The organism is Arthrobacter sp. D3-18 (assembly GCF_054408525.1).
In genome coordinates this window covers 1,013,459-1,035,628 of the sequence record NZ_CP096440.1, presented here as the reverse complement: position 1 = coordinate 1,035,628, position 22,170 = coordinate 1,013,459, and the positions used below count along the sequence as shown (strand labels likewise).

The 22,170-nt window shown below is 61.3% G+C and carries 16 protein-coding genes; 8 read left to right on the top strand and 8 right to left on the bottom strand.

The features are described 5' to 3' along the window. Window position 1 precedes the first annotated feature (1 nt). The 3 genes from M1D89_RS06885 to M1D89_RS06875 all read left to right on the top strand — a co-directional run bounded on the left by M1D89_RS06885 (window position 2) and on the right by M1D89_RS06875 (window position 6,620). Window positions 2–1,282: an amidohydrolase family protein gene (locus M1D89_RS06885; protein ID WP_498649228.1), complete on the top strand. Its 1,281-nt coding sequence runs from the start codon at window positions 2–4 to the stop codon at window positions 1,280–1,282. Between the two features lie 87 nt (window positions 1,283–1,369). Continuing rightward, entirely contained in the window at window positions 1,370–3,736 is a 2,367-nt protein-coding gene (locus M1D89_RS06880; protein ID WP_498649226.1) for a thiamine pyrophosphate-binding protein, read from the top strand. Between the two features lie 316 nt (window positions 3,737–4,052). Continuing rightward, on the top strand, window positions 4,053–6,620 hold the full coding sequence (locus M1D89_RS06875) for a choice-of-anchor L domain-containing protein (protein ID WP_498650912.1): 2,568 nt from the start codon (window positions 4,053–4,055) through the stop codon (window positions 6,618–6,620). A 110-nt stretch (window positions 6,621–6,730) separates the two neighbouring features. Here the strand turns inward: M1D89_RS06875 and M1D89_RS06870 are convergent, their stop codons facing one another. Then, on the bottom strand, window positions 6,731–8,914 hold the full coding sequence (locus M1D89_RS06870; protein ID WP_498649224.1) for a glycosyltransferase family 2 protein: 2,184 nt from the start codon (window positions 8,912–8,914) through the stop codon (window positions 6,731–6,733). A gap of 394 nt (window positions 8,915–9,308) precedes the next feature. Between M1D89_RS06870 and M1D89_RS06865 the strand changes: the two genes are divergently transcribed. From M1D89_RS06865 to M1D89_RS06855, 3 genes are all read left to right on the top strand, one after another. Continuing rightward, complete coding sequence (locus M1D89_RS06865) at window positions 9,309–10,874, top strand: chitinase (RefSeq protein WP_498649222.1); 1,566 nt, start codon at window positions 9,309–9,311, stop codon at window positions 10,872–10,874. A gap of 12 nt (window positions 10,875–10,886) precedes the next feature. Further along, window positions 10,887–11,336 carry a hypothetical protein gene (locus tag M1D89_RS06860; RefSeq protein ID WP_498649220.1) on the top strand — a complete coding sequence of 150 codons (450 nt, stop codon included), beginning with the start codon at window positions 10,887–10,889 and terminating at the stop codon, window positions 11,334–11,336. 301 nt (window positions 11,337–11,637) lie between these two features. After that, complete coding sequence (locus M1D89_RS06855; protein WP_498649218.1) at window positions 11,638–13,209, top strand: hypothetical protein; 1,572 nt, start codon at window positions 11,638–11,640, stop codon at window positions 13,207–13,209. Between the two features lie 92 nt (window positions 13,210–13,301). Here the strand turns inward: M1D89_RS06855 and M1D89_RS06850 are convergent, their stop codons facing one another. The 6 genes from M1D89_RS06850 to paaA are packed head-to-tail and all read right to left on the bottom strand — an operon-like array spanning window position 13,302 to window position 18,260. Beyond that, window positions 13,302–14,081: an enoyl-CoA hydratase/isomerase family protein gene (locus M1D89_RS06850; RefSeq protein ID WP_498649217.1), complete on the bottom strand. Its 780-nt coding sequence runs from the start codon at window positions 14,079–14,081 to the stop codon at window positions 13,302–13,304. Between the two features lie 10 nt (window positions 14,082–14,091). Next, complete coding sequence (paaE, locus tag M1D89_RS06845) at window positions 14,092–15,297, bottom strand: 1,2-phenylacetyl-CoA epoxidase subunit PaaE (RefSeq protein ID WP_498649215.1); 1,206 nt, start codon at window positions 15,295–15,297, stop codon at window positions 14,092–14,094. A gap of 8 nt (window positions 15,298–15,305) precedes the next feature. After that, entirely contained in the window at window positions 15,306–15,905 is a 600-nt protein-coding gene (gene paaD / locus M1D89_RS06840; RefSeq protein WP_498649212.1) for a 1,2-phenylacetyl-CoA epoxidase subunit PaaD, read from the bottom strand. Window positions 15,906–15,910: 5 nt separating this feature from the next. Continuing rightward, entirely contained in the window at window positions 15,911–16,840 is a 930-nt protein-coding gene (gene paaC / locus M1D89_RS06835; protein WP_498649211.1) for a 1,2-phenylacetyl-CoA epoxidase subunit PaaC, read from the bottom strand. Further along, window positions 16,837–17,265, bottom strand: a complete 429-nt coding sequence (gene paaB, locus M1D89_RS06830; RefSeq protein WP_498649207.1) for a 1,2-phenylacetyl-CoA epoxidase subunit PaaB — start codon at window positions 17,263–17,265, stop codon at window positions 16,837–16,839. Before paaB ends, paaC begins: the two co-directional genes overlap by 4 nt. Then, entirely contained in the window at window positions 17,265–18,260 is a 996-nt protein-coding gene (gene paaA / locus M1D89_RS06825) for a 1,2-phenylacetyl-CoA epoxidase subunit PaaA (RefSeq protein ID WP_498649205.1), read from the bottom strand. The genes paaB and paaA overlap by 1 nt, the downstream gene beginning before the upstream one ends. A 200-nt stretch (window positions 18,261–18,460) precedes the next feature. Between paaA and M1D89_RS06820 the strand changes: the two genes are divergently transcribed. Further along, window positions 18,461–19,057 (top strand): arsenate reductase/protein-tyrosine-phosphatase family protein, encoded by a 597-nt coding sequence (locus M1D89_RS06820; RefSeq protein ID WP_498649204.1) that lies wholly within the window; start codon window positions 18,461–18,463, stop codon window positions 19,055–19,057. A 10-nt stretch (window positions 19,058–19,067) separates the two neighbouring features. Here M1D89_RS06820 and M1D89_RS06815 read toward each other — a convergent pair whose 3' ends face one another. Beyond that, on the bottom strand, window positions 19,068–20,087 hold the full coding sequence (locus tag M1D89_RS06815; RefSeq protein WP_498649200.1) for a LysM peptidoglycan-binding domain-containing protein: 1,020 nt from the start codon (window positions 20,085–20,087) through the stop codon (window positions 19,068–19,070). A gap of 411 nt (window positions 20,088–20,498) precedes the next feature. On the opposite strand from M1D89_RS06815, the gene M1D89_RS06810 reads away from it, so the two are divergent. Further along, window positions 20,499–22,166 carry an alkaline phosphatase D family protein gene (locus tag M1D89_RS06810; RefSeq protein ID WP_498649199.1) on the top strand — a complete coding sequence of 556 codons (1,668 nt, stop codon included), beginning with the start codon at window positions 20,499–20,501 and terminating at the stop codon, window positions 22,164–22,166. Window positions 22,167–22,170 lie beyond the last annotated feature (4 nt).

Here is a 22,170-nt window from a genome sequence, read left to right as displayed (position 1 = left end):
CATGACCATCACCTTTGATGTGACGGACCGTCCCGTACCGTACAGCGTCAGCCGCGCAGCCCGGACAGGCGACGACGTCACTGTGCTGCTCAATGCACGTGTTGTTGATCCCGAGTCGGGCACGTCCGGTTCCCTGAGCGATGTGTGGCTACAGGCAGGGCAGATCTCCCGTATCGTTCCTGCCGGCAGTGAACCGGGCACGGGCAGCGTCCTGGACCTTAAGGGCAGGTTCCTGGCTCCAGGACTGATGGATGCCCATGTCCATCTGGCCTTCGATGGCGGTGATGACCCGAAGGGAACCTATCAGGGCAGCAGCGATGACGAGATCGTTGCGCAGGTTGTGGCGAATGCGCGGATTGCGCTTCGTGCAGGAATAACCACGGTGCGGGACTGCGGGACACCCAGGCACCTGCTTGCTCCCATGAGGGCAGCCTTGGGCATGGTGTCCGATGTCGCCACCGTGGTTCATTGCGGTGCACCGATCTGCCGCGTGGGCGGGCACGGTCACGACATGGGCGGAGAGGTACGCACCCGTAAGGACATCGAGACCATCATCGCCGAACAGCACGCGGCCGGCGCCACCTGGATCAAGCTCATGGCCAGCGGAGGCGGATTTACTCCCGGAACCAGTCCAAGCGTCTTTGAATTCGACCCCATCCTGCTCCGTGAGGCGGTAGTCATCGCCGGCTCCTACGGCATGAGGACCGCAGCCCATGCCCATGCCAGTTCCTCGATGGCCGCGTGCATCGAGGCACGCGTGCACTCGTTGGAGCACGCCTCGATGCTGGGGCCGGATGAGCAGTGCGCTCCCGATCGCGAGCTATTACGAAAGGCCGCCGATGCCGGGATCCACGTTGTGCCCACCGTCATTTCAGCGGACATCGTTTCCCGGCAGTTGCGGGAGGGCCACCCAGTACTCTCCAACCCACAGGACCGCAATGTGGTGGCCCGGCTGGAATCGCGATTTACCAATGTGACCGAGTTCCTCCACTCCGGCCTGTCAATCGTGGCAGGAACGGACGCAGGCCCTGCCCACGTCACCTTTGATCTCCTTGCCCGCGAGTTGGAACGCTATGTCGACGCCGGACTGGCAGCACAGCATGCACTGAAGTCTGCCACGTGTGAAGCAGCCGACATGTTCGGGGTGGAGACGCAGGCGGGTCGCATCAGGCCCGGCCTGTGGGCCGACCTCATCGTCACCGCGGCGGACCCCCTGCAGGACATCAGCACTCTCGCAACACCGCTTGGAGTCCTCAAACGCGGACTACTGATCGCCCAATAGCTACTCGCGCTCACGAGCCACGCGCCCCAACTTCCGCTGCATCCGCGACTCCCCCCCTGCCCATCAACACACCCTTTAAGGCATCCGATGAACCTGACCCCAGTCAGCCATGACCTGGCGGCGAAGACCGCCCCGACCCTCGAGGACCCCCAGCTGGAAGCACTCGCCGTGATCGAACGCCGCGTCCTGTGGCTTGCGACATCCATGATCCACCACGCAAACAGAGTGCGGCCCAACACATCCGGCATCAAGGTGGGCGGGCACCAGGCCTCGAGTGCCTCCATTGCCACGATCATGACCTCACTGTGGTTCGGGCAGCTCCGCGCCGAGGACCGTGTCTCGGTGAAGCCCCACGCCTCCCCGGTGCTCCACGGCATCAACTACCTTCTGGGCAGCCTGGATGAAAAGTACCTCACAACGCTGCGTGAGTTCGGCGGGTTGCAGAGCTATCCCAGCCGTTCCAAGGATCCGGATCCCGTTGACTACTCCACGGGATCCGTCGGCATCGGTGCCACCGCGCCAATCTGGGGTGCCATTTCGCGGCGTTACATAGAGACCGTGAGCGGCACACCGAACCGTGGGCGCCAGTACTCGCTCGTCGGCGACGCCGAACTGGACGAGGGCGCCGTCTGGGAGGCAGTGCTGGACTCGAACGTTGCAGATCTTGGTGAGATCGTCTGGATCGTCGACCTGAACAGGCAGTCCCTTGACCGGGTGGTGCCAAACATTGCCGCGGGCAAGATTGAGCGCCTCTTCGAGGCCGCTGGCTGGCAGGTCATCACCGTACGCTTCGGCCATCTCTTGGAAAGTCTCATGGCCAGGCCAGGAGGCAATGCACTCCGGAGACGCATCGTTGACATGTCCAATCCCGAATACCAGCGGCTTCTGCGCTGCTCCGCCGAGGAGCTGCGCAGCAGGCTCCCGGGCGAGGGCGCAGGGGGTGCGGACATCGCGGAACTTATTGCCGGCGTCGAGGACCAGATCCTGACCCAGGCCATCAGGAACCTGGGCGGGCACGACCACGCCGCATTGCGCGAGGCCTACGCGCAGATCGATGACACCCGCCCCACGGTCATCATTGCTTACACCATCAAGGGCAACGGGCTGCCCACCGAAGGGCATCCGCAGAACCACTCCTCGCTGCTGTCTACCGATCAGTACCGCCAACTCGCCCACAGAATGGGCGAGAACCCGGACTCGCCATGGACGCGGTTCGATCCCGCAAGTACCGAAGGGCAACTGGTGGGAATTACGGCCGAAGCCCTCCGGCGCACCGCGGAGCCTGTGGTCGCCCCACCCTCAGTACCGGCAGATTTCGGCAGGACGCCCTCGGGCACGGCAACCACACAGGCGGCTCTGGGCCGTACCCTGTTGGACGTCACCCGGGCGGCGCCCGATGTGGCCCGCCGATTGGTCACTGTTAGCCCGGACGTGAGTTCCAGCACCAACCTCGCCGGCTGGCTGAACAAGGTGGGCGTCTGGTCAGTGGAAGAGCGCCGGAACTGGTTCAGCGATGATACAGAGACGGTCATGCACTGGCGTGAAAAGCCCACAGGGCAGCACATCGAACTCGGCATAGCGGAGGTCAATCTTGTCAGCCTCCTGGGCGAGCTTGGCGCAACTTGGAGCCGCTGGGGCCAGCCGTTGTTCCCGATCGGCGTGCTCTATGACCCGTTCGTTGAGCGCGCCTTGGAACCATGGTCCTACGGCATCTACGCTGGCGGACAATCGATCCTGGTAGGCACGCCGTCGGGCGTCACGCTGGCGCCCGAGGGCGGTGCCCATCAGTCCATCAAGACGCCGTCCATCGGCCTGGAACAGCCCGGCTGCACCAGCTACGAACCGGCCTTCGCCATCGACGTAGAGTGGACGCTGCTCGCCTCCATGTCCCAACTCGGACGACCGGACGGCAAATCCGCCTACCTGCGGCTCTCCACAAAACCCGTCGACCAACAACTGGCCGCGGTACCGGAGGATCCCGCCGCCCGTGAGCGTCGCCGTCGGCAAGTGGTTGCTGGCGGCTACATGTTGCGCGCGGCCGCGACACCGACCGCCACGATCGTCGCCATGGGCGCATTGGTCCCCGAAGCGCTTGCGGCCTCCGAGCGCCTCGCCGCGCAAGGCACTCCCGTGGACGTCGTCTGCGTTACGAGTCCCGGTCTTCTCTACGAAGCGCTGCAGGGTCGCAACGGACAGACCCAGGACGCACCGTCCTGGATCCTGGATCAAATCCTGCCCGCCAAACGCGCCGTCCCCATGGTCACCGTGCTGGACGGTCACCCCCACACTCTGGCGTTCCTCGCCAACGTGCACCAAGTCAGAAGCCGAAACCTTGGCGTCGATGCCTTTGGACAGGCGGGCGGTATCGACGACGTCTACCGCTACCACGGGGTGGACACCGACAGCATCGTCCGCGCTGTCCTGGACTTGGCGGGTCCTGCTACTACCTTCTGAGCCCGCAGGGAGCCGGCCACCGAACGAGGCATTGCCCGCATCGAGCTGATCTGGCCGCCCCAGCTTTGTTGACACTGCAACAGACAGGCCCCTTGCTTCATACTTGTGGTGCATATGGACTTAATAACTAAAAGACCTTTATGATCACGGCAACAGCGAAATTCGTTAACATGTGAAGCTTGCTGGAGTGGTAAAAGAAATGCCCGGCTTCGCGATAGCTCAGTATCGCAAAGCAACCATAAATGACTCGCAGTAATTCCGTTCGCACCCAGGGCTCCCGCCAATGAGGCAATTGGTGGCTGTCCGTTTCATGTTTATGAGAGAGCGCCCTTTGAACACATCACCTGATACACCTATGCCCAGCCCCAAAGCGGGGCACCCCCGAAGGTCTCACTTTTCCCGATCCAGCCGAACCGTCATGGTCGGCATTTTTTGTGCCTCTTTGGTCCTTACGGGCCAAACGGCAGCGACAGCTGCCGGCGAAACAGAAAATGCCGTGACGTTCACCGATGTACCCGCAGGCATGATGTTTGCGAAAGAAATGTCCTGGCTGGCAAATGAAGGCATCTCCACCGGCTGGTCCGACGGAACATACCGTCCTTTGACCGCAATCAATCGTGATGCAATGGCTGCGTTCCTCTACCGGCTGGCAGGATCGCCGGAATACACGGCCCCAAGCACCTCCCCCTTCCAGGATGTCAGTCCCGGCCAGCAGCACTACAAGGAAATGGCATGGCTTCACCAGGAGGAAATCTCCACCGGGTGGGATGTAGGAAACGGTAAACGGGAGTACCGGCCTACGGCGCCGATCAACCGTGACGCCATGGCCGCCTTCCTTTACCGCTTTGAAAACAAACCTGATTTCCAGGCGCCAGCAACGCCTCCGTTCTCTGACATCACCAGCACAACGCAGTTCTACACGGAAATTTCCTGGCTTCACGCGAAGGGAATCGCTACGGGTTGGGATAACGGAGACGGCACCGCTTCCTACCGCCCGCTGTCACCCATCAACCGTGACGCCATGGCGGCTTACTTGTACCGCCTATCGTTGCCCCCTGCAGCAGATGGTGTTGTGACATCGCCGGATACCTTGGTGATTGATACCAACACACTGGCACAGGAATACGTTCAGGGCGATACAACCATCACGTTCAACTCCGTGGGTGCGGGAGCTCCGGATATCGACCCCGGCAACGTACTTGTTTCTGGTTTCTCGGAGTTCACCCCGGACGGAATGTTGGTTCGCGTTCAGCAGGTTACTAATGCTCCAGATGGCAAACAGACAGCTGTTGTCCAACAGGCCACCTTGCCGGACGCCATTTACGACACCAACGGTTTGGTGACCCCCACCACCACCATCGTGAAGCAGGAGTTCATTCCTGCGGACGGTGTGGACGTCATCGACAACGGGCAGGCCTCCGCGGCTCCCTTGAACCGGAACGGCGGTCGAATTCCAGCAGACGAGTTGGCCACCCCAAGTGACGTGTCCCTGCCCATCTTCGAGAAAACGTTCAAATTCTCTGACACCCTGAGCAAATCCGTAACAGGAACGGCGTGGAAGACAGTGGATGTGGAAGGCACCGGAACTCTGGCACTCAGCAGTGAATTCGGCGTTGAATCTGCTGTCAACGCAGAAGTGGATATTCACTGGGCGTCACTGAAAGAAGCGAAGTTCACACTGGACACTGGTTTGTCCGCCAAAACAACCGCCCGGGCAACGGGAACCCTGACAGGAACCGCGGAAAAGAACCTGGGCACGGTCAACACCTGGGCGCATATCCAAGTGGGCCCGGTCCCCGTAGACATTCAGTTCATTTCCTCGATTGACCTCAATGCCAAGAGCGAATGGACCGCAGACACCTACGTCACGGCGGCAGCATCTGCAACCACTACGGTTGGCATGTCCTACAAAGACGGCAACTTCCAGCCTGTCGCTGAGTACGGCGGAAACGCCGCAGCAACGTTCCAAGGGCCGCAGCTGACCAGCGAATCTTCGGTAACCATCGGCCCCACCCTGACCGCAAAGTTGTACGGAATCGCGGGGCTCACTGGTGGATTGGACGCCTACGCCACCTACGCCACCGGCCCTGAAACCTGCGCGCACGAGGTTGGGCTGGCTGGCCGCATAGGTGTGATCGCCGGCGTCGAGGTCTTTGGCATGAAGCTGACGGACGAGTGGAAGAAGGAGATCACCAAGAACCTGGTTCTCTGGGAAGGTGACCTCTGCAAGCCCACACCGCCGGTTGACGACGTCTCCAAGGAAGTATTCGGCGACGGTATCGCCGTGGAGGACGACGGCGGAGCAGGTGACTCGTCCCAGTGGGGCAGGGCCACTGATTATGGTCCCGGTGGCGCCGCATGGATCTTGTCCACGGGCAACATGCAGAACTCCGTAGGCACACCCGGACAGGAGGCCTCCAGCGATCTGGGAACAGCAGGAAACACCACGCTGTCCAACTTCATCGGTGGTCTGCCTACTTTTGATGCAGCCTCCTACTGGGCCAAAATCATTCCTTCAGGCGACACCCTTCATGTTCGTTACTTCTTCGCCAGCGAGGAATACCCCGAATACGTGGGCAGTAACTACAACGACGTCATGGGCGTGTTCGTCAACGGAACCAACTGCGCGTTGGTGCCCGGTACCCAGAACCCCATCAGCGTCAACAGCGTCAACGATCACACGAATGAAAGTTATTACATTGACAATGCCGCCGGAGCAAGCGGATTCAACACCGCCATGGACGGGATGACCACCGCTCTGACGTGTTCCGTTCCTGTGCAGCCGGGCGTACCTGTCACGGTGGAAATTGCTGTTGCTGACACCAGTGATGGCATCCTCGACAGCGCCGTAGCGCTGCTCGACGGAGGCATCTGGTCAGACTAGCGTTTAGAACAATGAATCAGGGCCCTCCGCCACATGGCGGAGGGCCCTGTTTAGTTGATCAGTCCCTTGGTTCGTTGATCAATGCCCTTGTTCGCGGGTCAACGGAAGGATCAGCGAAGTGAAATTCGACGACGGCGGTCGGTTCCGCAGCGAAGGTCCCGGTTGAGCCTGCGGTCGCCGTGGTAGAGGATTGATTCCCAATCAACTTCCTCGGCTGTTTTGGGGACAACCAACGATTCAGGCTTTGCTTTCGGTTTGGGCGTGACGTAAAGCCAGTTGACTGCTCCCAGGACAACATCCACCGCAGAGTTCCACAAGCCGATATACGACTGGATGCACATCATGGCCAGCACTGCATTCAGTGAGGCGAAGGCAACGTTGCCCCAATTCCCCTGTTGGGCGTCCCTCCAAACTGTCAGTACCGAGAACGCGACGATGGCGTAAGGAATCAGGACGTAAATGGCGGGGGCGGCTGTCCTGTCCTTGACCTTGGGGGTTCGGACAAAGGGGATCTTGTCCCCCGTCAGGCCTTGCTGGAGTGATTTCAAGACGCCGGCGAGGTTGACCGGCAGCAGGATGAGGTTGAAACCGTATATCCGGAAGATGTCGCTAAAGCGATGGCCGCAATCGCGAAGGTCTGAACCCATGCATAGGAAGTACGGCAGGGCAGCTATAAACACTGCAGGGCTAAGGAGCCTGCTGTCATAGGGATAAGCCAGCAGGAAAAGAAGCCCGAAGCTGGCCCAGGTAATCGACGCCATATAGTTCACACGCAGGAGAACTTCGCGGATGAGTATCCGTTGCCGTTGGTTTCGCCGCTGCGAGAGTTGGTTCCAGAGCTTGGGAAGGATCAACAGACCACCGTTGGCCCAGCGGCGTCGCTGCACCACCAGTGAACCGAAGTCCGGTGGCGTTGCACTGTAACTCAGGCGCTCCGGATAATTTACGAGCGTCCAACCGTGGGTGCCCAGGTCAATGCTTGATTCGGTGTCCTCAATGACGGTGCGGTCCTGAATATAGGTGCGGATTTCGAACCCGCCAACCGACTCAACTTCAACGATGTCCTCGAGGGCGCGCTTACGGATAATTGCGTTGGCACCCACCCAAAAAGTGGCTCCATAGAATGTCATGCCTTGGTGCAGAATGTGCTGGATATCCGTGGTGGCACCGGCGATCCTCTCAATCCGGGTAGGCGCACCTCGGAACGAGGAATACGGTGTTTGCGTCACTGCCACCCGCTCGTTGCCCGCAGATTCAAGGAAGTACACCAAACGCAGGCAGTAGTCCCGGAGCAGCAGGGAATCCGCATCCAAGGTCAGCAAATAGGTACTGTCCGGGACCAGCAAATCGTCGTCACGCGGAACCAAGGACGGGCGAAGCACCACGCCTCCAGCAGTCTCTTCCCGCCGCCAGCGTTTGCCCATGAGGGAGATGTAGGCGTTGAGGTTCATGGCCTTGTTGGCTTCGTGGGACAGGCTGGCATACTTCTTACGCTCGAAGGTCTCGGTTTGAACGTTGAAAATCCATGTGAGCCTCAGGTAAAGCTGTTCCATCCGTTCTGGGTTTGGAGCCGTATTCTGCGCCTCCGCTGCATTCAATGCCAACAAAACCAAACGAAGTTCACGAGCCAGTCCCATGATGACCAGGTCCACGAAGAACTCGTCCACATGGTCTTCCACGGTTTCAGCCTCAGCCATCGCTTCCAGCCACTCCACCGCTGCCTCATACTCCGCGATCAGGAGTTGGAGCTCGTCCGCGTCAACCGTGGCAGGGGCCTCCGCTGTGAGGGTCGACGCGTGTCTCTCCCGGAAGGTGGCCAAGGCATTGTTGGCGCGCTCGGCCGGAGCAGATAATGCATCTACAATTTGCCCCGCCAGCGCCCTGGTCTGTTCAAGGCGGTGGATCTTCTCCGGCTCCGTAGGGTGCGGAGGATCGTCCAGCAGGAGCACCACCCGCAGATCCGGGAACTCCTGAAGGGCGGCAGACCACAACGTACCCCGCACAACTTGGGGTTCTTCGGCGTAGGACGGTACCAACACCGTCACGGCCTCTTTGTAGTTGGCGAAGTGATTATCAAGTTCACCCCGAGGAACCCTGCGGTGTTCCTTGAACCGGTATAGGGCACCTTGCCGGGCCATAAGGTACATCAAGGCGGAGAACGTCAGGAACGTGACGACAATAAGGTACGAAACCGACTCAAATCCGAAGCGGAATCCTGAGTTCGGATTGTCGACCAGCTGCCGAATAATGGTGGAGACAACGTAATAAAGCCACGCCCCAACCGTTACGAGCATGGCAAGCCTGCCAAGAACAATTTTTCGGGATGATGGCGTTGGATGAACAATGGGCAACGGTTCAGACCGTCGCTCCGACCCCCATTGCCTCTTTCGTCCCGTACTTTCCAGACGCTCCGCAGGAAGCTCTTTGGTATCCCGCTCCACATCGGACAAATCAACCAACTGGTCCGTCATTATTCCCCATCAAACTGTGAACCGCGCCTTCCGGCCCTGTAGCCGGTTGAACGTCGGCCTTCTGTAACAAAAGCTTCGCCGATTGCCCTTATAGTAATCGATAGCAGGAGCCTTACGATTTCCGGGTGGTCCACGGAATTTGTTGGAACAGTTCTTGGCCTCATTCATGGGCCTTAACTCTGCTCGCTGAATTTTGGGTCTCAATGTTGGGGGATTAATGTCCAAGCACTTTCCTGGGCGAAAGCTGTCCTGGATTCGGCTCTCCGTGCTGCTGGCGGTCATAGCGGTGATGGTGGGGGCCGGCGTCGTTTCCTGGCGTAACTACACTGATACCCGTGCCGCGGCAGCGTCTGCATCACTCTTCACGGGCTACGTCGATGTGACGGCGACACCTCGGTACGCGTTCGAGCAGCCGGTCAGCGACACCACAAAGTCCGTGGTTTTGTCGTTCATCGTGGCCGACTCCAAGGATGGGTGCACGCCGTCCTGGGGCTCCTTCTACAGCCTGGACGCGGCCGCCTCGGACCTTGATCTGGACCGGCGCATAGCCAGGCTACGGCAAACCGGCGGTGACATCGCCGTTTCCTTCGGTGGGCTATCGAACAAGGAACTCGCCACCGCGTGCACCGACGGCGACCGGCTTCAGCAGGCCTACTCGACCGTGGTTGACCGCTACGACCTCAACACCATTGACCTCGACATCGAGGGAACTGCCCTGACGGATAAGGCAGCCATCGCACGGCAAGCCCAAGCAATCGGCGCGGTGCAGCAAGGAAGGCAAGCCGAGGGCAAGAGCCTCTCCGTCTGGTTGACGCTACCCGTGGCTCCGGCGGGGCTGACTGCGGACGGGACGGCCGCCGTCGGGCAGATGCTCTCATCCGGTGTAGAACTGGCCGGGGTGAACATCATGACCATGGACTACGGCGAAAGCCGTGTGGCCGGACAGTCCATGCTGCAGGCCTCAATCGCTGCAGCCGAGGCGACCCACTCCCAACTGGGTGAAATCTACTCCGCAGCCCAGCAGAGCCTTGGGGCACAAACCCTGTGGCGCAAAATTGGCTTGACCCCCATGATCGGGCAGAACGACATCGTGGCCGACGTTTTCACCCTCGCCGATGCCCAAGGTTTGCACGAGTTTGCGCAGGGTAAGGGCATAGGCAGGATGTCCATGTGGTCCTTGAACCGGGACGCCGAATGCGGCCCAAACTATCCCACGTTGACCGTTGTGTCCGACGCTTGCAGTGGCGTGCCGCAGCGTGACACACGTTTCTCTGACGTCCTCGGTGCTGACATTGATTCCAAACCCACGGACTCCCCCGCTCCGGTGCTGCCAACGGGCACAACCACGGCCACCGCAGCAGTGGATGACCCCGCTACCAGCCCTTACCCGATCTGGTCTCCTGCGGCCACGTATGTGCAGTCAGACAGGATCGTTTGGCACGGCAACGTCTACGAGGCCAAGTGGTGGACCAAAGATGACGTGCCCAACGATCCCGTTCCGGACAGGGCCGCTGCTCCGTGGAAACTGATCGGCCCCGTCCTGCCCGGCGACCGGCCCAAACCTGAAGTCACCGTTCCCGCCGGAACATATCCGGCATGGTCAGCCACAACCGTCTATCACAAGGGCGACCGCGTGATGCTGGGCCAGCACGTCTTCGAAGCTAAATGGTGGGTCCAGACCCAGAGCCCGGAAGCCGCCTTACAGGGGTCCACAGATTCGGCCTGGATGAAGCTCTCCAATGAGGAACTGAGCAAGGTGCTATCAGGCGAAGCGGCAAAATAGGAGCAACACAGCATGAGGAAGTACCTGGCACTTGTGGCAATGTTTGCAGCAGCCGCGCTCCCCTTGAGCGGATGCGCCCAAGGGCACGATGACGCCAAAGCGAGTGACCTCGGAATCACCTTCGCCTATTCCCTGGCAGGGCACGACGGCAAATTCTGCAACCTCCTGGACAGTTCCAGCGAACAAACCGTGGATGAGTGCAAGAAAAGCGAAGCGGAAATGGCGGCAAAGCAGGAAGCCGACCCGCAGCCAATAATCTGGGTTCCCAAGATCTACCAGATGGTGCCTGGGGAAGAAAAAGCGCTCGGAATAGTAGTGGAGTTCAACCGGGCAGGGAACCAGGAGTTTGTTGCCATTGAAGCAATACGGCGCGGAGACGAGTACAAAATCCTTCGGTGGGCATATCCGGATAAGGCCGACTACAAGACCGACCGTGCCATTACAAACACCTTCGGATGGTGAATCCGCGCCTGCTCAGTGCATAAAACCGCTGCCGTCCCAGTCCCGATCGTATTTGCCGCAGCGGGTGCATCGCCTGTACCGGCCACTGCCATCCTCCGCGGATTCCACGTGCCAGTGGTGGTGGAGGTTTAGCTTGCACATGATCATCTGGAGCATGGCGCTCTCCGTTCTCAGCACGCTGACCCGCTAAGCGCGTTTCATACGTGTGACTAAGTTTAAGCCGCACGCCTTGTATTCTCTATCTGAGCCACGTCTTGTTGGCCTTTTCTGGTTTGGAACTACGCCCTGCAGGTGCTGAACCATGGACGTTCCTGGGGGAACCATGATTCAGTCCCGATCCGCGCGCTTCTTTGCACGTTTGAAGCCAGTGCAATTCGGCGTCGCGGCCGTAGGTGCTGCCATGCTGCTGTCCGCGTGCACCATGATTCCCCTTCCGGGGATTCCCGCCGCAACAACGCCACCTCCCAGCACGTCTCCGGTGGAGAGAAGCACAGAAATCACGACGGCGGCATGGGAAGTACCGCTCGACGTCATCGGCCAGCCTGTGGTGGCCGATGGCGTTGCCTTGGTCTACGCGTCCACGCCCACCGGTGTCAATGCCCATGCGCTCTCTGTTGCTGATGGGAAACAGCTCTGGACCCAGCCTGTTCACCCGGGCATTGATGCGCCGGCGGTCCCCCTGGAACCTGTGATCACCAGGACCGCTGCAGGAAGGAGTGCAGCCATTTTCCTGCAGGCTACGGCTCCTCCGCCCAACAACAGCGGCTACGAGTGGTGGACTGCCCCGGTGGCCTTTGACCTGAGCAGCGGCAAGGAGCTCTACCGCGGGAGGGCGGAACTAGTTAGTACACGCCCCTTTGCTTGCGACGAGTTGCAGGACATGTGCTTTATCGCGTTCGATGAAACGTTCGGGACAGTAGAACACTGGGTTGATTTGGAATCCGGCGACCATCTGTCCGGACCTGAAGTGAACCCGCTGACCGGCCACTTCCGGCCGGTCGGGAAAGAACTGTACTCGGTGCTTTCGGGCGGAGTTGAAACCCTGGCCCACGTCTCTTACGGCGAGGTCCTGTGGGAAGTGGAGCTGGGAAGCATTTTCGGGAAGGGCGCCACCACAGACATGGGCTGGCACTTCACTTACTCGGAAAAGCTGGATCTCTACGTAGGCTCCGTTGGTATCAATCCCACAAATTTTGCCCCCGGGGAATTTACGGAACAAACCTTTTCACTGAACCTCCGGGAATCCACCAAAACGGTGGGCTTCCGGGCATCCAGCGGGCGGGTTCTCTGGACTACTGATGGTGCACAGCTCGAATGTGCCAAGACAGTGGGCACGGCTTCTTCCCAGCTGGAGGGCGGGGACGCTTTTCCTGTTCGGTGCGAGTACGTAGACGGCTCCGTTGAATTTCCCGTCGGAAAATACGTGGGAGGACACTCGAAGGTGGTGGGTTACGATCCCATCACCGGCGAAGCCGCTTGGGAAAGCAAACCGGTGGAAGTTCACAGTTGGGAAACCACCGGCCTTATACCTTCAGCGGGCCACGGTGACTTTGTGATTGCGGGCACCTATTATGCGTCGGCACTGTTGGACGCTCGCACGGGCAAGCCCAATGGGGCAAGCTTCGACGATGCGTTTGTCTGCACCAAGGCAACCACCTACGCTCTGCCGCCGAATGGGCCCAACAAGGATCAACCAGGCGGCGACATCGGGGCCGGCTCACTCATCTCATTTCCCTGCCTCAAGAGCGGGTCCCCGGCTCCGGCATTCACCTATGGCGCCCTCACCGACGTGAGCTCTCCGGATCAAGACATGGCCGTCCTCTCCTTGGAAGGAAAAGTGGCCGGGTACAAGCTCCTCAAGGAATTCGTCTAGGCGAGCCGCACGAAACCTGTCTTTGTTCGCACCCCTCGCCGTACAACGGTGAGGGGTGCGAACAAGGGCGGGACCCGTTACCCGCAAGGAACCTAGCCCTTGAAAACCGGTGCCCGCTTCTCCTGGAAGGCACGGAAACCTTCGGCGTAGTCGTCGGTTTTGCACAGCCGTGCCTGTTCCGTGTTTTCCTCGGCCATGGATGCCCAAAGGCCCAGGCGTTGGTCGCGGATGTGGGCCACGAGTTCCTTGGACGCGGTAAACGCGCCGGTGGCCCCGGTCGCAACACGGGCAACGATTTCCCGCGTGACGGGTAAGAGGGAATCGGCCGGCATTGCCCGGCTGAACATCCCCTGCTCCACGGCTTCCGCGCCGGAAATGAGGTCGGCAGTGTAGATCAGGTCCAACGTGCGGTGCATGCCCAAGCGCTCCGTGAAGTACCAGTGGCCGCCAGAATCCAAAGTGGCGCCGAGCTTGGCGAAGGGTGAGCCGAACTTCGCATTGTCCGCCACGTACACCACGTCCGTGGCCAACAACAGCCCCAGCCCTACCCCCAGGCAGGCCCCGTGGGCGGCAGCAAACGTGGGCGCCGGAAACGCTCCCATCTTCTTCAGCAATGGTTCCACGAGTCCGCCGAGGTACGCCTGCGCGTCGTCGGTATCCGGGGTCACTCCTGAGATGTCGCGGCCGGCACAGAAGGCCCGGCCTTCTCCGCGAAGCAGCAGCGCCCGCACATCACCGCGTGAGGCGGCGGCAGCAGCGTCGTCGTACGCTCTGTCCAGTTCGGCAAGCGCGTCCTCGTTGAGCGAGTTCAGCTTGTCCGGGTAATTGAGGACGATTTCGGCAATACCGTTGGCAATGGAGAGCTCGATCATGGGGACTCCTTTAGACGTCGAAGTCGACGGTAACTTCTTCGCTGGTGGGGTGGGACTGGCAGGTGAGGACGTAGCCCTTGTCCAGTTCGTCCTGCTCAAGGGCGTAGTTCTCATCCATGGTCACCGTACCGGTGATCAGCTTGGCGCGGCAGGTGCCACAGACGCCACCGGCGCAGGCGAAGGGAACGTCCGGGCGAACACGCAAGGCAGCATTGAGGATGGATTCGCGGGCGTGCGTGGGGCTGGTGACGTCGCCGGTGAGACCATCCAAGGTAAAGGTGATTTTGTACGTGTCCTGCGACTCGTCCTCCACAACTGGTCGGCCAGCGTTGCCCTCGGGACGGTCCGGACGGCCAGTGGTGAACAACTCGAAGCGAACGTGCTCAGGCTCTATGCCTCGGGCAGCCAGGGTGTCACGGCACAACTGGACCAGCTCGAAGGGCCCGCACAGGAACCACTCGTCCACGTCCTCGGCACGGATGGCACTGCTGAGCAGCGCCTGCAGCTTCTCCGAATCGATGCGGCCCGTCATCAGCGGAGCGATCCGCTGCTCGCGGGACAACACGTGATGCAGCGCCAGGCGGGACGGGTACTTGTCCTTCAAGTCCGCCAGCTCCTCAAGGAACATGACGTCCATGGCGGCCTTATTGGCGTACACCAGATCAAATGTGGTCTCCGGATTAGCCGCCAGCAGCGTGCGGGCAATCGCGATGACTGGCGTGATGCCCGAACCCGCGGCGATCGCCACGAAGTTACCCGGCTCCCCCGCGAGCTCCTCCGGGTGGTTCATGGAGTTCATGACGTTGTGCTGAACCGATGCGCCGTCCTTGCCGTGCCGCGAGATGAACGCACCCTGCGGGCTCATGACATCCAGGACGTCTCCGGCCTTCAATTCGGCGTTGGCCCACGTGGAGAAGAGGCCGCCCAAGTCTTTCTTGATGGCCACGCGGATCTCGCTGCTGCCGTCCTCGAAGCTGCGCGGCTCTGCGCAAATGGAGTAACTGCGGCGGACCTCGTGCGGCTCGCCCTGCTCATCCGGAAGCGTGGTGCGCAGGGCCACATACTGGCCGGGCAGGTAGTCGTACTGCCCGGCAAGCTCCGCGGGAACCCCGAACGTGACCTCAATGGCATCGTCCGTCAGGCGCCGGACCTCCGAGACAGTCAGGTTGTGGAAAGACGCACGACGGCGGCTGGCCGTCTGGGTTTCGGTGGTCATGGAATTCCTTAGAGGACTTTGAAGTAGTCGAACGGTTCCTTGCAGTCCTGGCAGACGAACAACGCCTTGCAGGATGTGGAACCAAAGCGGGTGAGTTCCTTGGTGTTCAACGACGAACACTGGGGGCATTTCACGGCCAGGCTCAGGCGGACGGGACCGGAATGTCCACCTGCGGCAGCCATACCACTGGGCGGGGCGATCCCGTATTCTTCCAGCTTGGCCTTGCCGGATTCGGTCATCCAGTCCGTGGTCCAGGCCGGGGACAGCACCAGGTTGATGTGAACGCTGGCATAGCCCTCTTGTTCAAAGGCCTTGCGCAGATCGTCACCAATGGCGTCCATCGCCGGGCACCCGGAGTAGGTGGGCGTGATGGTGACCTCGACGGCGGTACTTGAGGCGACGCCGTCGTACTGGCCTGTTGCTTGGGTTGAGTCTGGTGCTGGGGTCGAGTCTGATGCTGGGGTCGCCGCAGGGACAACCCGCACGCCGCGGAGGATCCCCAGGTCCTCGATAGTGAGGACCGGGATCTCCGGATCACAGACAGTGGACGCGATGTCCCAGGCCCGCTGCTCAGCAGTCTTTTCCTGCGTCCGCGACAGAGTCGTCATGCTGGTCACCAGCTCGCGCCGGGGTGCTCGCGGGCCAGGACCTGCATTTCAGCAAGGATGTAGCCCAGGAATTCGGAATGCTTGCCGTTGCGGCCGCCGCCCAGTGCCTGCGGGACGCCGGGAATTTCCAGCTCCGCTTCGGTCATGATTTCTCCGGTGAGGCGATCGAACTCTGCGCGGAGGCTTGAAGGCTGAACAGTGACGCCGGCCTCGGCCAAGCGGGTGGTCAGTTCGTCGTCTTCGAAGAGTTCGTCCACATACGGCCACACGAGCTTGAAGCCCTGGATGATGCGTGACCGGGACTCATCGGTGCCGCCAGCCAGGCGAAGCACCCACTGCGCGCTGTGGTCGCGGTGGTAATCCACTTCCTTTACGGCCTTCGCGGAGATGGCTGCGATGGTGGCGTCGGTGGACTCCATGAGCTTGGTGTAGAGCTCGTACTGGTAGAAGCTCACGATGAACTGCCGGGCGATGGTCACCGCGAAGTCGCCGTTGGGCTGCTCAAACAAGTGGGCGGAACGGAACTCGTGCTCGCGACGGAAATAGGCCAGGTCATCCTCGGACTTGTCCCAAGCGGCACCGGCGTAGGTCAGGAACGACCGCGCGTGGCCCAACTGGTCCAAGGCGATGTTGCCCAAGGCGATGTCTTCCTCGAGCTCAGGAGCACGGGAAATCCAGTGGCCCAGGCGCTGGGCGAGGATCAGGCCGTCGTCGCCAATGCGCAGGGCGAACTCTGCAACATCATCGCTGGGCTTGACCTGCCCTCGCTGGATTTCGAGGGCGATGTCCTCCGGACGCAGCGCGTTGCCCGGCGTGATGCGGGTGGCGCTGGCCGAACCATCGCCGGACGCGCCGGCTCCGTGGACGCCCACGGAGATGTCGCCGTGGCCCTCGATGGCGAAGTCAGTGTCTTTAGCAGTTTCTTGGGTGCTCACAGGTGCTTCACGCCTTCGCTCTTGGTGTAGTACGTTGCGTGGCGGTAATCCTTGCCCTGCGGGGACTCGAAGAAGGAACCCTTGGAGTCGGGATCGCTGGAGGAAATCGCCTCGGCCGGGACAACCCAGATGGAGACGCCTTCGTTGCGGCGGGTGTACAAATCGCGGGCGTTCCGGAGGGCCATGGCCGCATCCGGTGCATGCAAGGAACCAGCATGTACGTGGGACAGGCCGCGGCTCGAGCGGACGAAGACCTCCCAAAGGGACCAGAGTGTTTCTTCCTTGGCGCCACGCGAGGTGACGTCCGGGCCTGAGGAGGGTGCCGTCGTCGTGCTTTCAGCGTTGGTTGCCGCAACCTTGGGGGCATCGCGGTTGATTTCGCTGGCGGCGCTGGCCGGTGCTTCCGGGTTGCCGTGAGGAGCCATTATGCTGCGTTCTCTTTCTGTGCTTGCTTGCGGGCGTAGGCCACTGCGGCTTCGCGAACCCAAGCACCGTTTTCGTGTGCCTCACGGCGGCGCTCGACGCGCTGCGAGTTGCAGGGACCGCGGCCGGCCAGGACTTCCTTGAACTCGTTCCAGTCCAGGGGTCCGTGCTCCCACTTTTTGGTTTCTTCGTTGAAACGGATGTCCTTGTCGGGCAGGGTCAGGCCGAGGACCCGGACCTGTTCCACAATCATGCCGACGAACCGGCTTCGCAGCTCGTCATTGCTGAACCGCTTGATGTTCCACGCCATGGACTGCTTGGAGTTGGGTGAATCGTCATCCGGCGGGCCGAACATCATCAGCGACGGCGCGTACCAGCGGTTCACTGCGTCCTGGGCCATCTGCTTCTGCGCAGGCGTGCCGTTGGAAAGCTCCAGCAGGATCTCGAAGCCTTGGCGCTGGTGGAATGATTCTTCCTTGCAGATGCGCACCATTGCGCGACCGTAAGGACCGTACGAGGCACGGCACAGGGGAACCTGGTTGCAGATGGCTGCACCGTCAACGAGCCAGCCGATGGCCCCCATGTCAGCCCAGGAAATCGTGGGGTAGTTGAAGATGGACGAGTACCGGGCCTTGCCGGCAACCAGGTCTTCCATCATCTGGTCCCGGGACTGGCCCAGGGTCTCAGCGGCCGAGTAAAGGTACAGACCGTGGCCGGCCTCGTCCTGGACCTTGGCCATGAGGATGGACTTGCGCTTCAGGCTCGGCGCCCTGGTGATCCAGTTGGCTTCGGGCTGCATGCCGATAATTTCCGAGTGCGCGTGCTGCGAGATCTGGCGCAGCAAAGTCTTGCGGTACGCCGCCGGCATCCAGTCGCGCGGCTCAATGCGCGAGTCCTCCGACATGATGCGATCAAAATACGCCTGTCCGGCTGCCTCCCGCTCCTGATCTTCCGGGGACAGCTCAGCGGGCACTGACTGCAGATTCTGCGATGCCATGGTTGCTCCTAATAAATTACCGACCGTTCGTTCAGAATATGCGGAGCGGGTGATTTCAGTCAAGCGTTCTTGTCGTGGCGAGGCGGGCGTCCGGACCTATTTGAGTGGCTCTGCGGTGTTGACAAGGTCCTCGCTGCCTGCCGTGTTAACTTGGGGTGGGACCTCAGCTGTCCCCAGTCACCGCTAGAAAAGAGCCTCACGTGGAATCGCCCCATCCCTTCAGGATTCTCACCGTCTGCACCGGGAACATCTGCCGCTCCCCTGTGGCCGAACGGTTGCTGCAGACCGGGCTCAATCAGGTCAGTCCCGGGTCCTTCGAAGTCCGCAGTGCCGGCACACGCGCCTTGGTGGGTGAGCCCATCCAGCCTCTCTCGGCCCGGATCATCAGCACATTCCGCGGCAGCCCTGACGGTTTTGCCGCGAGGCAGCTGACCCCCAGGATCCTCAAGGAAACCGACCTGGTGCTGGCCATGACGTCCAAGCACCGCGGCGAAGTCCTCCAACTGGACGCGTCCTTGCTAAAGCGCACCTTCACCGTCCGGGAATTTGCCCGGATGCTGTCCGTGCTGGAGAACCGGGGCGACACGGCCCCGGCCGGGGACATCACGGAGTTCTGGCGTGCGCTCCCCACCCGGGCGGCCTCAGTCCGCCACCTCGCGCTACCATCCGATCCCGCAGACAACGACGTGGTAGACCCCTACCGACGAGCGGAAGAGGTCTACCACCAGATGGAGGATGAGCTGGCCCCGGCCATCCTAGGCATCCTCCGTTTCGCGCGCCTGACGGCGCCGGCCTAGTTGGTGTTACTTAGTTGAGGGCGATCACCAGCATCTGGCTGGTGCCCGGGATGCAGGTCTGCAGGACAACTGCAGGGAATCCGCCGAACACTGCTGCGACGTCGTTGGTGCTTCCCGGGTTGGGTACCTGGCCCCTGCCCGTCGCTGTGAAGGTTCCATAGCCCGGGATCGACACCGTTTCACCAACACCGATTCCCGAGAACCGTCCCCAACCTCCGCAGAAATCATGCTCCGTGATGAACGTTGCGTAGGCGTTGGTGGGCGTGTAATGGATGGGCCCGATGCAGGCGTCCACCATTGATTGTCCACCGGCACCAGCTACATATATGGTCCTGACAGCGGGAGCCGGCGCGGGTGCTGGTGCTGGGGCGGGAGCTGGCGCAGCAGCTGCGGGAGCAGCCGGAGCTTGCACGGGTGCAGCCTGCGCGGCCGGAGCCGCCGGAGCCGGCGCTGGAGCGACCACCGCAATGGGCGGTCCAGTGAGCTTCAAAACCTGTCCCGGCACAATTACCGAGTAGGCGCTGAGGCCATTGGCAGCCAACATCGCAGTGACATCCACGCCGAAGCGGGAAGCTATTGCACCTACTGTGTCCCCGGATGCCACCGTATAGAGGTTGGGGTCACCAGCCGGCACAGCGGGGGCAGCCTCGACGGGAGCGGGGGCTGGTGCCGGTGGCTCGGGAGCAGGAGCGGGTGCTTCGGCAGCGGGAGCTGCCGGCGCTTCAGCTGCCGGAGCTGCTTGTACTTCCGGCGCTGCCTCCGCTTCGGCATCCTCGACGGGCAAAGCTGCGGGTGCTTTTGCACTGTCGCCTTTTGAAAAAGGTACTTGTTCCTGTGAAACATTTTGGTCAGCGTCACCCGCCGGTTGCGTCGCCCAGTTGACGACGCCAAAAAATAGTGGGATCAGCGCTAATATCGCGAGCACTGCGCCGGCAATCAACAGTTTGGATTTACTGGAGTGCGGCCGCCGAACATCGCCATTGCTGTTGGTTGACAGGGAAGTTTGAAGATCTAAGTCATTCATGTTCATGGGAAACCCCGGAATCCATGGCTCTGGACCGCGCAGGACAGGCCCCTGTGGACCTGGGTGAGAAAGCGCAGCTACGTATTGGGAGGGGCACCGCCCACAATGAATGGGAGGTGCGGTCCACCGCTGAGCCGGAGGAACGGAATTGCTATAACCCTAGGAATTTCAATGGTAGGAAGAGGGCCATGCCCGCCGCACGAGTAGGAACTACTCGACTTTCCTGCAGGGGGCCTGAATGGTTACTTAGCCATTACGCAGTTTCCAGAAATTGACTACTTGCTCCCGGGTACGCCGGCCACCCAAGTAGCTGGCATTTATGGCTCTTCCCAGCCCTGGCAACAGCCACAAATGTGAGACAGTTGGGTTTCATCTCGCCCTCACCCTCCGTTCACGCAGGCCACGCACTGTGGAACCATGACTGACCTCTCGCGCCGCTCACTCGTCAAGACTTCCCTTGCCACGCTCGCCCTCGCCGGCGTTGCCACCAGCACCCCCACACCCGCATCCGCTACCCCTTCCGCCATCCCACTGGTGCGCAAGCGGCTCACCCTCCCCACAGGGATCGCCACCGGCGACGTGACAACGGACTCCGCCGTTCTGTGGTCCCGCGCTTCCGGCCCGGGCCGACTCACGGCACAGCTCCAGGCGGTGGACAGCGCCGGTGAGATCCTCCGCGGACGCTACGGTTTCAGCCGCACCATCCGCGGACCTTTGGCTACGGACGCCAGCGACTTCACCGCCAAAATCCATGCCAAGGGCCTTCCCGCGGGCACACGCTTCACCTTGGAACTGACCTTCGAGGACGAGAATGGTCCCGGCCAAGCAGTGCACGGCACCTTCAGCACAGCGCCTGGTTCCACAAACGGAAAGCACGACGACGGCACTGAAGACGCGCGCGGAGGCGGCAGTTCGTCGTCGAACGGGCAGTCCTTCGTATGGACCGGCGACACTGCCGGCCAAGGCTGGGGTATCAACGAGGAACTCGGTGGCATGCGGGGCTACAAAGCCATGCACGCCACGAAGCCCGACTTCTTCATCCACTCCGGCGACACCATCTATGCCGACGGCCCCATTGCCGCCACCGTGACGGAGAAGGACGGCCAAGTGTGGCGGAACATCGTCACCGAGGAAGTCTCCAAGGTGGCAGAAACCCTGAAGGAGTATCGGGGCCGGCACCGCTACAACTCCCTGGACGCCAACATGCGGGCCATGTTCGCCGACGTCCCGGTGATCGCGCAGTGGGACGACCACGAAACCACCAACAACTGGTACCCGGGAGAGATTCTGGACGATCCCCGCTACACCGAGCGGAACGTCAATGTCCTGGCAGCACGTGGCCGGCAGGCGTGGCAGGAGAACATGCCGATCGCCGACGCCGCCGCGCTCTGGCGCCCCGGAACGTACGACGCCGGCCAGTACCAGCCCGCGCGCATCTACCGGAAAATCTCCCGCGGCCCGCAGCTGGACATCTTCTGCTTGGACATGAGGACCTTCAAGTCCCCCAACACCGACGGCAAAGAACCCTACGCCACCAGCATCCTGGGCCAGGAACAGGTGGACTGGCTCATCAAGGAAGTCCGCAAATCCAAAGCGACGTGGAAGGTGATCGCCGCGGACCTGCCCCTGGGCATCATCGTTCCCGACGGTGCCGTGAACCAGGAAAGCCTGGCCAACCGTGACCCGGGCGCTCCCCTGGGACGCGAGCTGGAAATTGCCGGCGTGCTCAGCGCCTTCAAGAAGTACGGCGTCAAGAACACCGTGTGGCTGACCGCCGACGTGCACTACTGCGCCGCCCACCACTACTCCCCCGAGCGGGCGTCGTTCACCGACTTCGACCCCTTCTGGGAGTTCGTTGCCGGGCCCATCAACGCCGGCTCCTTTGGTCCGAGCGAGATGGACAAAACGTTCGGGCCCGAAGTCCTGTTTGCCAAGGCCGGGCGCTTCCCCGGTGAGTCACCGCGTGACGGCCAGAACCAGTACTTTGGCCACGTGGACCTCGCTGCGGATGGGGTGTTCACGGTGAGCCTGCGCAACGCTTTGGGAGCGGTGATCTACTCGAAAGCCCTCACCCCGCAGCCCTAACCCA